At 47.6% G+C, this 13,346-nt stretch carries 14 protein-coding genes and 1 pseudogene; 13 read left to right on the plus strand and 2 right to left on the minus strand.

Features of this window, described 5'->3' with window-relative positions; genetic code table 11:
- From ccoN to ttcA, 11 genes are all read left to right on the plus strand, one after another.
- A partial coding sequence (ccoN, locus tag BZG79_RS05375) for a cytochrome-c oxidase, cbb3-type subunit I (protein ID WP_077773896.1) occupies positions 1-1,248 on the plus strand: 1,248 nt, incomplete at its 5' end.
- Between the two features lie 13 nt (positions 1,249-1,261).
- Positions 1,262-1,873, plus strand: coding sequence for a cytochrome-c oxidase, cbb3-type subunit II (gene ccoO, locus BZG79_RS05380; RefSeq protein ID WP_077460526.1), 612 nt, complete (start codon positions 1,262-1,264; stop codon positions 1,871-1,873).
- Between the two features lie 12 nt (positions 1,874-1,885).
- Entirely contained in the window at positions 1,886-2,068 is a 183-nt protein-coding gene (locus BZG79_RS05385; protein WP_077460525.1) for a CcoQ/FixQ family Cbb3-type cytochrome c oxidase assembly chaperone, read from the plus strand.
- On the plus strand, positions 2,068-3,048 hold the full coding sequence (gene ccoP / locus BZG79_RS05390; protein ID WP_077647425.1) for a cytochrome-c oxidase, cbb3-type subunit III: 981 nt from the start codon (positions 2,068-2,070) through the stop codon (positions 3,046-3,048). Before BZG79_RS05385 ends, ccoP begins: the two co-directional genes overlap by 1 nt.
- A gap of 65 nt (positions 3,049-3,113) precedes the next feature.
- Positions 3,114-3,599 (plus strand): FixH family protein, encoded by a 486-nt coding sequence (locus BZG79_RS05395; RefSeq protein WP_069362406.1) that lies wholly within the window; start codon positions 3,114-3,116, stop codon positions 3,597-3,599.
- 2 nt (positions 3,600-3,601) lie between these two features.
- The gene (locus BZG79_RS05400) at positions 3,602-5,974 is read left to right on the plus strand and encodes a heavy metal translocating P-type ATPase (RefSeq protein WP_077773897.1); all 2,373 of its coding nucleotides are present in this window, start codon (positions 3,602-3,604) and stop codon (positions 5,972-5,974) included.
- A 10-nt stretch (positions 5,975-5,984) separates the two neighbouring features.
- Entirely contained in the window at positions 5,985-6,197 is a 213-nt protein-coding gene (gene ccoS / locus BZG79_RS05405) for a cbb3-type cytochrome oxidase assembly protein CcoS (protein ID WP_021023204.1), read from the plus strand.
- Positions 6,184-6,858, plus strand: coding sequence for a sulfite exporter TauE/SafE family protein (locus BZG79_RS05410; protein ID WP_077676808.1), 675 nt, complete (start codon positions 6,184-6,186; stop codon positions 6,856-6,858). The genes ccoS and BZG79_RS05410 overlap by 14 nt, the downstream gene beginning before the upstream one ends.
- Before the next feature lie 64 nt (positions 6,859-6,922).
- Positions 6,923-7,672 carry an FNR family transcription factor gene (locus BZG79_RS05415; protein ID WP_077460521.1) on the plus strand — a complete coding sequence of 250 codons (750 nt, stop codon included), beginning with the start codon at positions 6,923-6,925 and terminating at the stop codon, positions 7,670-7,672.
- A gap of 148 nt (positions 7,673-7,820) precedes the next feature.
- Positions 7,821-8,768, plus strand: a complete 948-nt coding sequence (uspE, locus tag BZG79_RS05420) for a universal stress protein UspE (protein WP_021023201.1) — start codon at positions 7,821-7,823, stop codon at positions 8,766-8,768.
- A 181-nt stretch (positions 8,769-8,949) separates the two neighbouring features.
- Positions 8,950-9,879: a tRNA 2-thiocytidine(32) synthetase TtcA gene (ttcA, locus tag BZG79_RS05425; protein WP_077460520.1), complete on the plus strand. Its 930-nt coding sequence runs from the start codon at positions 8,950-8,952 to the stop codon at positions 9,877-9,879.
- A gap of 121 nt (positions 9,880-10,000) precedes the next feature.
- Here the strand turns inward: ttcA and BZG79_RS05430 are convergent, their stop codons facing one another.
- Together BZG79_RS05430 and BZG79_RS05435 are read right to left on the minus strand one after the other, a co-directional pair.
- Positions 10,001-10,651, minus strand: coding sequence for a DUF2987 domain-containing protein (locus BZG79_RS05430; protein ID WP_077460519.1), 651 nt, complete (start codon positions 10,649-10,651; stop codon positions 10,001-10,003).
- A 29-nt stretch (positions 10,652-10,680) separates the two neighbouring features.
- Positions 10,681-11,505: a hypothetical protein gene (locus BZG79_RS05435; RefSeq protein ID WP_077661173.1), complete on the minus strand. Its 825-nt coding sequence runs from the start codon at positions 11,503-11,505 to the stop codon at positions 10,681-10,683.
- A gap of 272 nt (positions 11,506-11,777) precedes the next feature.
- Here BZG79_RS05435 and potA point away from each other — a divergent pair, with 272 nt between their 5' ends.
- On the plus strand, positions 11,778-12,893 hold the full coding sequence (potA, locus tag BZG79_RS05440; protein ID WP_025744391.1) for a spermidine/putrescine ABC transporter ATP-binding protein PotA: 1,116 nt from the start codon (positions 11,778-11,780) through the stop codon (positions 12,891-12,893).
- Positions 12,880-13,346, plus strand: a pseudogene (potB, locus tag BZG79_RS05445) (spermidine/putrescine ABC transporter permease PotB); the annotation flags it as partial. The gene potA and the pseudogene potB, both read left to right, overlap by 14 nt.

The raw sequence follows: 13,346 nt of genomic DNA on the forward strand, positions 1-13,346 counted from the left end.
CTGCATACTAACGCAGTGATTTTCGCATTCGGCACCAGTGCGCTGTTTGCAACGTCGTATTATGTTGCACAACGTACTTGTCAAACACGGTTATTCGGAGGGAAGTTAGCAGAGTTCACCTTCTGGGGTTGGCAAGCCATTATCCTTTCAGCAGCTATTTCGTTGCCAATGGGATACACCACCTCCAAAGAGTACGCTGAACTAGAGTGGCCAATCGATATCGCCATTGCGGTGGTATGGGTGGCATACGCTATCGTGTTCTTTGGCACATTAATTAAGCGTAAAACCTCGCATATTTACGTTGCGAACTGGTTCTTCGGTGCCTTTATTTTGACCATTGCTGTCTTGCATATCGTTAACAGCATGGCAATCCCAGTTTCACCGATGAAGTCTTACTCCATTTATGCCGGTGCAGTCGATGCAATGGTACAGTGGTGGTATGGACATAATGCGGTCGGGTTTCTATTGACAGCTGGCTTCCTGGGTATGATGTATTATTTCGTTCCCAAGCAAGCTGGTCGTCCTGTTTATTCTTACCGTTTGTCTATTGTCCACTTCTGGGCGCTGATCTCTCTGTATATCTGGGCGGGACCTCACCACCTTCATTATACGGCTTTGCCTGACTGGACTCAGTCGCTGGGTATGGTGATGTCGCTGATCTTATTTGCGCCTTCTTGGGGCGGTATGATTAACGGTATTATGACCCTCTCTGGCGCATGGCATAAACTACGTTATGACCCGATTCTGCGTTTCTTAATCGTGTCCCTGTCCTTCTATGGTATGTCGACGTTTGAAGGGCCGATGATGTCAATCAAAACGGTGAATGCGCTATCGCACTATACCGATTGGACGATTGGCCACGTACACTCTGGTGCGCTCGGCTGGGTTGCGATGGTGTCAATCGGCTCTATCTACCACTTGATTCCAAAACTGTTTGGTCAAGAGCGTATGTACTCCGTTTCACTGGTAAACGTACACTTCTGGCTAGCCACCATTGGTACCGTACTTTACATCGTCGCGATGTGGATTTCTGGTGTCATGCAAGGCTTGATGTGGCGCGCAGTGAATACGGATGGCACATTGACGTACAGCTTTGTGGAGTCATTAGAAGCCTCCTACCCGTTCTATTTTGTCCGCTTTATCGGTGGTGCAATTTTCCTATCAGGCATGTTCTTGATGGCTTACAACGCATATAAAACGATTCGTGCGCCGGAAGCTAGCTTGAAATCGCTTGAGCCTGCGGTGTAAGGAGGACGATTAAATGAGTTCAAATCGCCACGAGATAGTAGAAAAAAACACAGGCTTGCTCGCGATCTTAATCATTGTCGCCATTAGTTTTGGCGCCTTAGTGGAAATCACACCACTGATTTATCAAGAGCAAACCACTGAACCGGTTGATAACCTTCGTCCGTATACAGCCTTAGAGATGGAAGGACGTGATATTTACATCCGTGAAGGTTGTAATGTTTGTCACAGCCAAATGGTTCGTCCATTCCGGGCCGAAACTGAGCGCTATGGTCACTACGGCGTTGCAGGTGAAAGCGTGTGGGAGCATCCATTCTTATGGGGTTCTAAACGTACAGGTCCTGATCTCTCCCGTGTTGGGGATCGGTATTCTGACGAATGGCACCGCGTTCACTTGATTAACCCACGTGACGTCGTGCCTGAATCGAATATGCCTGGTTTCCCATGGCTAGCAGAAAATACGCTAGACGGAGAGACAACGGCTGCGAAGCTTGAAGTGTTCCGCGATCAATTTGGTGTGCCATACACCGATGAAGATATTAAGAACGCAGAAGCCGCGGTTAAAGGCAAAACGGAGATAGAAGCGTTGATTGCTTATCTTCAGTCACTAGGTCACGCAATGAAGTAATAAGGAGGGCCTATGGATATCGGCACCTTTCATAGTATTTGGACCGTGGTCCTATTTGTTAGCTTCATTGGGATCGTTGTTTGGGCTTATAGCAAACGTCGCAAAAAACACTTTGATGAAGCGGCTAACCTGATTTTCGACGAAGAAGAAAAGGGTCAGGATAAGCCCAATAACAAGACAGGAGATAATCGCTAATGAGTACGTTTTGGAGTATCTTCGTAACAGTCATCGTACTCGGCACGATTGCTGGCTGTGCTGCCCTTATCATTTGGACGACCAAAGATAAAATGGGCGTCGCAGAGGGCGATGACATGGGTCACGACTACGATGGTATTCGTGAGCTGAATAACCCACTTCCCAAGTGGTGGTCATACATGTTTTGGGCCACATTGGTATTTGGTTTGGGGTACCTCATCCTTTACCCGGGGTTAGGTAACTTTGCTGGTGTATTAGGTTGGAAGAGCTCTTACCAAAATGTTAGCAACGTTGATGAATCACGCGAGTTAATGGCGAAGGCACAAGAAGCTCAGCACATTAACCAATACGCGATGGAACTCGACGCTGCAGACAAAGTGTTTGGTGAGGCATTCCGTCAACTCGCTTATCAAGAAGATGGCAAGTCACTGCGTCCGATAACACAAATTGCGCGCAATGAAGAAGCCTTAAAGGTTGGCCAACGTTTGTTTAGCCAAAACTGTGCTGCTTGCCATGGGTCGGATGCACGAGGTCAAGCCGGCTTCCCTAACCTAACGGACGATGCTTGGCTATACGGTGGTGAACCTGAAACCATCAAAGCCACTTTGCTCCACGGCCGAAAAGGCAATATGCCAGCTTGGCTAGATACCATGGGTGAAGAGGGTGTCCAAGAAGTTGCCGCTTACGCGTTAAGTTTGTCAGGCCGTAAAGTCGACCCGCAAATGGCTGCAAAAGGTAAAACCCGATTTGTGGTATGTGCCGCTTGTCATGGAACAGATGGTAAAGGTAACCCTGCTTTCGGTGCGCCGGACTTAACCGACAACATCTGGCTATACGGTGGCTCACGTCGAGCGGTGGAACAAACCATTCGTGGTGGCCGTCAAGGTGTTATGCCCGCATGGGAAGCGCATCTTGGCGAAGAAAAAATTCAGATACTCTCTGCCTATGTATGGCGTTTGAGTAATCCTGAAGTAGAATAGAGACTTACGTATAAACTGGCCCCTGCTTGCAGGGGCTTCCTAATGCTCATCCCAAGGAGCTTCAGATGATAACCCCCTGGTACAAGCAGTTTTGGCCTTGGTTCCTTATCGCCCTACCAGCGACTGTCGTCGTCGCAAGTCTATCTACCTTTGCGTTATTTCAAAAAAATGCGGTTTCTCTTGTTGCGGAAGACTATTACAAGAAAGGAAAAGCCATTAACCTTGATTTATCGAAGTTGAAAGTCGCAGACCAACTTGGTATTTCAGCGCAACTGTCAGCGACTGAAGACGCAATTGCCATCGCACTTGATAAAGGGCAACTTGATACATTTCCGACGCTGAAAGTTCACATACAACATCGTACCTTAGAGCGTAAGGACGTGAATGTCATGGTAAACCCAAATCAAGCTGGTATTTATCATATCGATTTGGCCGAGCCTATGTTAGGCCCTTGGTTTATAGAACTGGCGTCGTTTGACAAACAGTGGAAGGTCAACGGTCGTATTAATTTCCCTCTCTCGAATACCCTGACGTTAAGCGGTAAACAATAACCATGACTACTCCCTGTTATCACTGTGGTGATCCTGTTTTAACAGGCGACACCTTCCAAGTCGTGATCTTCGATAAACCTCGCCTTATGTGTTGCCCTGGCTGCCAGGCTGTGGCAACCACTATCGTAGACAGTGGTTTGAGCTCTTATTATCAGTATCGTACCGAGAACGCGGATAAAGCAGAGTTGGTGCCAGAAGAGCTTAAATCACTGACTTTGTATGATAACCAAGATATACAACAAGAGTTTGTTCGTGATGTTGCCGATCAAAAAGAAGTCCCTCTTTCATTAGATGGCGTTTCTTGCGCGGCCTGTGCATGGCTGATTGAAAAACAATTGCAGAGAACCAAGGGGGTTACCCATATTCAAGTTAACACCACCACCAACCGTGCCCTGGTTCGTTGGGATGATAGCGAAACATCACTGAGCACAATACTCACACGCATTCATCATCTTGGGTATAAAGCAGCCCCTTTTGAAGCGGATAAGCAAGAGCAGCAATACCATCGTAATATGAAGCAATATCTCTATCGGTTAGGGATTGCTGGCCTCGCGACAATGCAGGTGATGATGTTAGCGGTGGCAATGTATTTCGAAGTGTTTGGCGATATGGATGAAACCTTTCGCAACTACTTCCGCTGGATTAGTCTTATCTTTGCCACCCCTGTTCTACTGTATTCCGCCTTACCTTTTTACACTAATGCATGGCGTAATCTAAAAGCCAGAACGCTCGGTATGGATGTCCCCGTTTCGATTGCCCTACTTTTTGCCTATTTCTCGAGCTTATACGCAACGGTAACAGGTAAAGGTGAGGTCTTTTTTGAATCGGTGGCAATGTTCACCTTCTTCTTATTGTTGGGGCGCTTTTTAGAAATGCGCGCCAGGCGTACAGCGGCAGCAGCCAGTGCCAATTTATTGAAATTGGTGCCGAAGATGGCACGTCACCTTACGGGTGAAACCGTTCCGGCCAACAGCTTAAAGGTCGATGATCACGTTCGGGTGTTACCGGGAGAGCCTTTTCCCGCCGATGGGCGAATCCTGTCAGGCAAAACATCAGTAGACGAAGCCATGTTGACCGGAGAGTCGTTGCCACAAACCAAACAAAGCGGTGATACCGTGTATGCCGGCACCATGAATGTTGAGGGCAATGTCGACATCACCGTCATTAATAACCATAAAGAATCGCTCGTCGCGCACATTGTTCGCCTACAAGATGAAGCACAGATGGCAAAGCCCAAAGTCGCTGTTTTGGCGGACCAAATTGCGCGTTATTTTGTCGCTGCTATTCTCATTATTTCTGCATCGACGTGGCTCTATTGGCACTTTTCTCGACCTGATGATGCTTTCTGGATCATGCTGTCGGTGCTCGTTGCAACCTGCCCCTGTGCGCTGTCGTTAGCGACACCTACCGCGTTGACCTGCTCGACGTCAACATTTGGTCAACTCGGCATTATGTTGCGTCGAGGACATGTCTTAGAAACGTTAACCAAAGTGAATCGATTAGTGGTCGATAAAACCGGCACATTAACCAAAGGCACCGTGCAGATCAGTACGATTGAGATCAACAGCGACACGTTGACAGAGCAACGGGTGATCAATATTGCCGCTAGCCTGGAAGCGTTCGCCAATCACCCGATAGCGAACGCATTTCAGGCTCGGGCCACGGAAAAAGTCAACGTCGGCGCTGCCGATAATCATATCGGGCAAGGCGTGAGTGGCACTATCGATGGCCAATATTGGCGCATTGGTAAAGCCAGTTTCGCGTTATCAGACGGGGCTGAAAGCTACCAATCGTATCCGGTCATACTCAGCYGCGATAACAAACCGGTCGCGGCATTCTCGCTTATCGACCCCATCCGGCCCAGTAGTGCCAGATTACTTGCCGCGTTCAAGGACGCGGGCATCCAAACGACAATGTTAACCGGCGATCAGTCACGCAATGTCAAACAAGTCGCTGATGAGCTCGGTATAGACTCTGTTGTATCTGGCGTGTCTCCTCAAGGCAAACTGTCATATCTTCAAAGCCTTGATAGTCGTACAATTACCTTGATGATCGGTGATGGTGTTAATGATGCGCCCGTTTTAGCGGGTGCCCATTTATCCGTTGCAATGGGAGGCGGAACCGATATCGCGAAGTCATCCGCCGATATGGTACTTCTTGGTGATGATTTAGAAAAACTGCTAACTGCAAGACGTCTTGCTCAACAAACGCGACGAATCATTCGAGAAAACTTAGCCTGGGCATTGGGCTACAACGTGACCATTTTGCCTTTGGCTGTCATGGGCTTTGTCGCGCCATATGTTGCTGTGGTCGGAATGTCTGCTAGCTCCATTATTGTGGTGTCTAACTCGCTGCGCCTGCTCAATAAAAAATAAGGATAGCGTTATGGCTAGTTTGTACATCTTGATTCCGATTGCGATCATGCTGGTGTGTGTCGCCGGCGTCGTCTTTATTTGGGCGGTAAAATCCGATCAGTTTGAAGATCTTGAGCGTCAAGGCTCTTCTATTCTTTTCGATGAAGAAGAACCAGAGAAAAAGCCCACTCCTCAGTCAAATGACACTGAGAACACTGACTCGTCACATCATGACAAACGTTGATTTTATCGGTGCACTAGGGATTGGCTTGCTCGGCGCTGGCCACTGCCTCGGTATGTGTGGCGGTGTCGCAGCGGCCATGTCCTTTGGGGTGCCTGCGGAGCGTGCCAAATGGCCCTATATTCTTTTGTACAATTTAGGCCGGATAACCTCTTATATCGTAGCGGGCACACTCATTGGGGGCGCAGTTGCCTCGTTGCTCGCGCTCTCTGACCTCACTCACCACCTTGCCGTATTGCGATTTTTTGCCGCAGTAATGATGCTATTGCTGGCCGCTTATATGGCGCAATTATGGAATGGTCTGAGTTATATTGAGCGTATCGGTAGCAAGCTCTGGCGCTATATTTCGCCTCTTTCTTCTAAGTTGATGCCGTTGCGCTCTCCCCTCTATGCCTACCCTTTTGGTGTGGTGTGGGGCTGGTTACCCTGTGGCCTTGTCTATTCAGCACTCAGTTGGGCTGCCGTTGCGGGAAGTGCGTCTGGCGGCGGATTAGTTATGCTAGGGTTTGGGCTCGGAACGCTACCGGCAATGTTAACGGTTGGCGCGTTTGCAGAACGAATTAAACCAATACTGAATAATCGTCTAGTACGCTTGACATGTGCCATAATGTTGGCAGTTTATGGCCTCTACACCTTACAAGGTGCATTGAAACTCCTTATATAAGGTCGACCTAGCACACGATAATGGTGTAATATGTTAATTGACGTTTTCAAAATCAGGCAGGTGTATGGTGTCGAATAAGATCATCACTCGGCGGGTTCAGTCTGGTGGCTGTGCGATCCATTGTCAGGATTGTAGTATAAGCCAGCTTTGCATTCCCTTTACGTTAAATGAGCAAGAGTTGGATCAACTGGATAGCATCATTGAGCGCAAAAAACCTATTCAGAAAGGCCAAGAATTGTTCAAAGCCGGTGATAATCTTCGAGCGCTCTATGCGATACGCTCAGGAACGGTTAAAACCTATACCATCACTGAACAAGGTGATGAGCAAATTACGGCTTTCCATCTCGCAGGCGATTTAGTTGGCTTTGATGCCATTAACGATAATGAGCATCCAAGTTTTGCTCAGGCGTTAGAAACATCGATGATTTGCGAAATCCCCTACGATACGCTCGACGATTTATCTGGCAAGATGCCAAAGCTTCGTCAGCAAATCATGCGACTAATGAGCAACGAGATAAAAGGTGATCAAGACATGATCTTGCTTTTATCGAAGAAAACAGCAGAAGAGCGTTTAGCCGCTTTCCTGTATAGCCTTTCAAAACGCTTTGCACAACGTGGGTTTTCACCGCGTGAGTTTCGACTAACCATGACTCGTGGTGACATTGGTAACTATCTGGGTCTAACGGTGGAAACCATTAGTCGTCTATTAGGCCGTTTCCAAAAATCAGAGATTCTCGCGGTAAAGGGTAAATACATTACAGTGTTAGACTTAGAAGAGCTGGCACGCCTTGCTGACGAAGAGTGTTTGGTTTAAGCCTTCTTTGGGTAAATAAGTTGTTAATAAATGGCGCTTTAATGCGCCATTTCTCTTTTTTGTTATCGGAACCATGAATTATTTCGCGCTACCCGGTCAACTAGGTTAAAGTGACAGTAACCGATGCATCTGTGCAAAGGAGGCAGATATGTCCAGGTACAGCAACCTTCTCGTCGTTATTGATCCTTCCCAAGAACAACAACCCGCGTTATCACGTGCGGTCACGCTCAGCCAACGAAGTGATTCTGCGGTTAAGCTTACGCTCTTTCTCGCCATTTACGACTTTTCCTATGAAATGACCTCGATGCTTTCGTCTGATGAGCGACAAGCCATGCGTCAAGGTGTCATGCACCAGCGTGAAGAATGGATGAATGAGATCATTCAGTCCCACAATGCACAAGACTGTGAGATTGAAAAAGTCGTCGTTTGGCACAACCGTCCTTACGAAGCGATTGTCGAGCGCGTACTCAGTCATCAGCATGATCTTGTCGTCAAAGCGACGCACAAGCACGACACGCTAGGTTCAGTGATTTTTACCCCAACGGACTGGCACTTACTCCGTAAATGTCCCAGCTCTGTGTTATTGGTAAAAGAGCATGGTTGGCCGGATAAAGGTAAAATTGTCGCGTCCGTTCACGTGGCTTCAGAAACAGAAACCCACGCCGAACTCAACGACAAATTAGTCGATGAAGGCAACGTGATGAGTGCGATGTTGGGCGCTGAGCTACACCTTGCGAACGCCTACCCAGCAACACCGGTGAATATTACTATTGAGCTACCTGACTTTGATCCTAGTGCTTATACCGATGCCGTCAGAGGCCACCATCTCACCGCCATGAAGGCACTGCGTCAGCGCCATCACATCGAAGAGACGCGAACCCATGTTCAAGAAGGCTTGCCAGAGGATGTCATTCCTAATATCGCACGAGAGTTAGATGCAGAGTTGGTGATCCTAGGAACAACTGGCCGCACTGGACTATCGGCTGTCTTTATCGGCAACACAGCAGAGCATATGATTGATCAGCTCGACTGCGATCTGCTTGCGATCAAGCCTGATGGATATATCAGCCCGCTCGATCCCCGAGCCAACGACTAAGTCATTGTCACCCGCCCATACAACAGGCAGTGCAACTCACCGCCTGTTGTTGGCTGTCTTGTTTATATTCATCCCGCCTTTATAGTGACTAGCATTTATAGTCAAAATCCGTATCATACCCGCCATTCATGCACACTGGCAGCTTAATGCGTTTAGACTGCCTGACAACGCGATAGTACTTATGAGCACGCAAGAGCTGAGCAAAGCACAAAAATACGGGTTTAATAAACTGCAAAAGCGCATTCGCCGGAATACAGGCCAAGCCATTGCAGATTTTAATATGATTGAAGATGGCGACCGCATTATGGTTTGCCTTTCAGGCGGCAAAGACAGCTACACCCTGCTTGATATGTTGCAAAGTCTGCAAAAAAGTGCCCCTGTCTCGTTCGAGTTAATCGCCGTTAACTTGGATCAAAAACAGCCAGGTTTCCCTGAGCACATTCTCCCCGAGTATTTAGACGAATTAGGGGTCGAATATAAGATTATCGAAGAAGATACCTACTCGATTGTTAAAGAAAAAGTGCCAGAAGGAAAAACCACGTGCTCACTGTGCTCGCGTCTGCGTCGTGGCATTCTATACCGTACGGCGAAAGAGTTAGGCGCTACCAAAATAGCGCTTGGACACCATCGTGATGATATTCTGGAAACGTTGTTTTTAAATATGTTTTACGGTGGCAAACTAAAAGGCATGCCGCCCAAGCTCGTCTCCGATAATGGCGAACACGTTGTGATTCGTCCATTGGCCTATTGTCGCGAAAAAGATATAGAACGTTATTCAGAGCAGAAAGCGTTCCCTATCATTCCTTGTAACCTGTGCGGATCTCAGCCTAACTTGCAACGCCAAGTGATCAAAGAGATGTTACAGGGCTGGGACAAACGTTACCCGGGACGCATTGAAACCATGTTCCGCGCGATGCAAAACGTGGTGCCCTCACACCTTGCCGATGCGACATTATTCGACTTTAAATCAGTCGCAGCAGGCATGGCTTATGAAGGTGATGGCGATACTGCATTTGATAAGGAAAGTTTTACTGACCCGGCGCCTGACTCAGAAGCGGTCGTTGAAGTAGACCCTGAATTATCACTCGATATTGTCAATCTCAAGGCATAAGATCACAGTGTAATCACTGAATCACAAAAGCGCTCACTGGTTTAGTGAGCGCTTTTTTCTTTCCCTAATCGTTCGAATTTAACCGCTCTTAGCGTTAACAACCTCTAAGATCAGCAAGCAGTTAACCGTTTTTCGGGAGCCAAGGTGATACTTTAATGGGTGCCTCAGGCAGAGTTAATTTAACCTCTTGCCCAAGGCCGCTAGCATCAATGATAGCTTGATGATCATCAATGGTATAATCCTGCCCTTCACTGCTGGTTATTTTCCCTGTCGCCGAGGGCGAAAAATGGATCACCACCCCCTGCGTTTTAGGCATAAACCAAGAGGCAAACATCCCACCCAGGTTTTCCATCATGGTATCCATTTGTGGTAGCCAGTCGCGAACTTGTTGGCTGGTTAGCGTCTTTCCGACCGGCTTATCCACCAACACTTGGAATGAAATATCACAATTTAGCGTTGACGGTGTTTCAACAAAGACATCGGGATTCACTTTACGCAGCTGGTTATCCAACGGCAACGGCAAAGCTTGCGAGGCAGGAATGGTAAATTCCTCATAATGCTCTTTTTTTCGCATCCAAGCTCGTGAGATGGGACAGACCTGACCAGAATCCGCTGATACCATAAAGTACGCCACACCGATATCAGGGTGACCCTCTTCGGTATTGTGCTTTAGTTGGGTAAAGAGTTTGCTATAACTAAAACGGTATGTCTCGGCACTTGCAGGGAAACTGATCATCCCCAATAGCGCCAATACACTGATTACTTTTTTCATCGATACTCCACATACGGGCTTAGCGTGGTTCAGGCATCAAATGTATCCTGGCCTGACGAGGGTGATGACGCGTTTGATTTGTCGGGATTATTCTCGCTTTTGGGTGACACGGTCACTTCGACCCCTACGCCAAACATTTCTCGGTAAATCACGCCTTTAACATTGAAAAGGAAGGGTAACGCCCAAACCAATGCAAAGCCAGCCGTGGCAAAAGAAATGAGAAATAGCACACCCACTACCGCATAAATGGTTGCCATCTGAAACAGCTTTTTGTTTACCGCGCGGAAAGACACACTCAAAGCTTTCATGGGTGTGACACGCTTCTCGCAAATTAATAACGGCGCCATGGAAAAAACCATCGCAACATAAAGGCTAAGCAGCGGAAAAATCAAACTCGCGACACTTTGCAGCGTAGCGGACAAGCAAATCACCACAGTGACGGGTAATGCGAAAGCTAACCCTTTTAGCAGATGACGAGGCTTGGAACGAAAGCCGATCGCATGGCTAAGTCCCATCAAACTTGCCCCAGCATATAAAGGTGCAATCAACACCTCTGACGTGAAGTTAGCTAGCCACACGGAGGAGATCATATCGGTGGTAAGCTCCCGTTGCCCGACAAGCGCCTCAAACAAATGCGAGGGTGCGCCCAGCAACAAAGTAAGCATTAGCATTAGAATACCAATTTGAGTCGCAAATAAGCCCAGCGCCGCGGGTAAGAAAGACCAGAAGTGTTTTAAGGTCTGCGAGAAAGCCTCTTTAATGATCTCAAACGGATCGAGGCGGTAACGGCCATTCAGTGCGGTTTCTATCGACCCGCCCATGTGTATCGCATTATCGTATTCTTGTTGACTCATAATCGTTATCTATCATGACTGATGCACACAGTATATCTGACTGTCGCCCATAGCTAAAAATCATTCTGACGAATCCGGGAAAAATAACCCAAAGTTGTCTGTGTGAGCACTGAAAAGCGTCAAGGATGCTATCCACGCCAGTCATGAAAGGAAATGCATTAAATGGGGAGAAAAATTGCTTTAACTTCGACTTGTGCGCGTCTATTATGCGCCGTCTGTTTTATGGGTACGTATGTACAAGACAATTTGCCAGGTAGAGAGAGAACGAACCATTGAATCACACCCATCTATCTCACAAACCGGTTGTCGAGCTGGCGTCATTAACCAAAAGTTTCGACGGCAAAGAAATTATTTCCCGCTTCAATTTAAGCGTGAATGACGGTGAATTTCTCACCATTCTCGGTCCTTCGGGTTGTGGTAAAACAACCGTATTACGCTTAATTGCGGGGCTTGAAGACGCTGACAGCGGCCAGGTTATCATTGACGGTCAAGATGTCACCGATTTGCCTGCCGAACAACGCAACGTCAACACTGTGTTTCAAAGCTATGCCTTATTTCCCCACATGAGTGTGTTTGAAAACGTGGCATTTGGCTTACGTATGCAAGGTGTGAACCGCAATGAGATCGAACCGCGTGTGATGGAAGCACTGCGCATGGTGCAGCTGGACCACTATGCCTCACGCAAGCCCCACCAGTTGTCAGGCGGTCAGCAGCAGCGTATTGCGATTGCGCGTGCTGTGGTGAATAAACCAAGCGTCTTACTGCTCGACGAATCGCTCTCTGCACTCGATTATAAACTGCGTAAGCAAATGCAAATGGAGCTCAAGCAGCTTCAGCGTAAACTCGGCATTACGTTTATCTTTGTCACCCATGATCAAGAAGAAGCGTTGTCGATGTCTGACCGTATACTGGTCATGCGTGAAGGCGAAATCGAACAAGACGGCTCACCACGTGAGATCTATGAAGAGCCAAAGAACTTGTTTGTCGCCCGGTTTATTGGCGAAATCAATGTCTTTGATGCCACCGTGATTAAACGCATCGATGAAAACCGCATTTGGGCCAGTATTGAATCCCGTGAGTGCGAGGTATTCTGCAAGCTTGATGTGAAGCCTGACGATAAGGTCAAGGTATTGCTGCGCCCTGAAGACATTCGCCTACAAGAAATTAGCGATGATGCGGAGCCTAACGGTATTGTCGGCTACGTACGCGAGCGTAACTATAAAGGCATGACCCTGGATTCAGTGCTCGAGCTTCCGTCAGGGCAAACCGTGATGGTCAGTGAGTTTTTTAATGAAGACGATCCAGATGTTGATCACTCTCTGAATCAAAAAGTCACCTTGACCTGGGTAGAGAGCTGGGAGGTGGTATTGGCCGATGAAAAAGCTTAATCTTCAAACAGCCATTATTGGTTTGGTGGTCGGCTGGTTGTTGGTGTTTGTTTTTTTGCCCAACCTAATGATCATCGTCACCAGTTTTTTAACCCGCGATGACGCCAATCTTATCGAGATGACGTTCACGCTGAGTAACTACGCAAAACTTCTCGATCCTCTCTACGCTAAAGTAGTGTGGCATTCCTTCTACATGGCAGCGTTAGCGACGCTGATTTGTCTGCTTATCGGCTACCCGTTTGCCTTTATTGTTGCCAAGATGCCCAAAAAAATGCGTCCAATGATGCTCTTTTTAGTCATTGTGCCATTTTGGACTAACTCATTAATCCGCACATATGGCCTCAAAATCTTTCTGGGCACGAGAGGGTTACTCAATGAAAGCCTAATGTGGCTTGGGATCATTGAGCGCCCTATCCGTATTATGTACACCGAATATGCGGTCATGATCGGTCT

The organism is Salinivibrio sp. MA427, assembly GCF_001996115.1.
In the GTDB taxonomy this organism is placed as follows: domain Bacteria; phylum Pseudomonadota; class Gammaproteobacteria; order Enterobacterales; family Vibrionaceae; genus Salinivibrio; species Salinivibrio costicola.

Bases quoted from the DNA above. Each gene is read 5' to 3' on its own strand.
- BZG79_RS05395 (WP_069362406.1), top strand. From the start codon at position 3,114: ATGATAACCCCCTGGTACAAGCAGTTTTGGCCTTGGTTCCTTATCGCC.
- uspE (WP_021023201.1), top strand. From the start codon at position 7,821: ATGTCCAGGTACAGCAACCTTCTCGTCGTTATTGATCCTTCCCAAGAA.
- ttcA (WP_077460520.1), top strand. From the start codon at position 8,950: ATGAGCACGCAAGAGCTGAGCAAAGCACAAAAATACGGGTTTAATAAA.
- BZG79_RS05415 (WP_077460521.1), top strand. From the start codon at position 6,923: ATGGTGTCGAATAAGATCATCACTCGGCGGGTTCAGTCTGGTGGCTGT.
- BZG79_RS05435 (WP_077661173.1), bottom strand. From the start codon at position 11,505: ATGAGTCAACAAGAATACGATAATGCGATACACATGGGCGGGTCGATA.
- ccoO (WP_077460526.1), top strand. From the start codon at position 1,262: ATGAGTTCAAATCGCCACGAGATAGTAGAAAAAAACACAGGCTTGCTC.
- BZG79_RS05410 (WP_077676808.1), top strand. From the start codon at position 6,184: ATGACAAACGTTGATTTTATCGGTGCACTAGGGATTGGCTTGCTCGGC.
- ccoP (WP_077647425.1), top strand. From the start codon at position 2,068: ATGAGTACGTTTTGGAGTATCTTCGTAACAGTCATCGTACTCGGCACG.
- BZG79_RS05385 (WP_077460525.1), top strand. From the start codon at position 1,886: ATGGATATCGGCACCTTTCATAGTATTTGGACCGTGGTCCTATTTGTT.
- BZG79_RS05430 (WP_077460519.1), bottom strand. From the start codon at position 10,651: ATGAAAAAAGTAATCAGTGTATTGGCGCTATTGGGGATGATCAGTTTC.
- ccoS (WP_021023204.1), top strand. From the start codon at position 5,985: ATGGCTAGTTTGTACATCTTGATTCCGATTGCGATCATGCTGGTGTGT.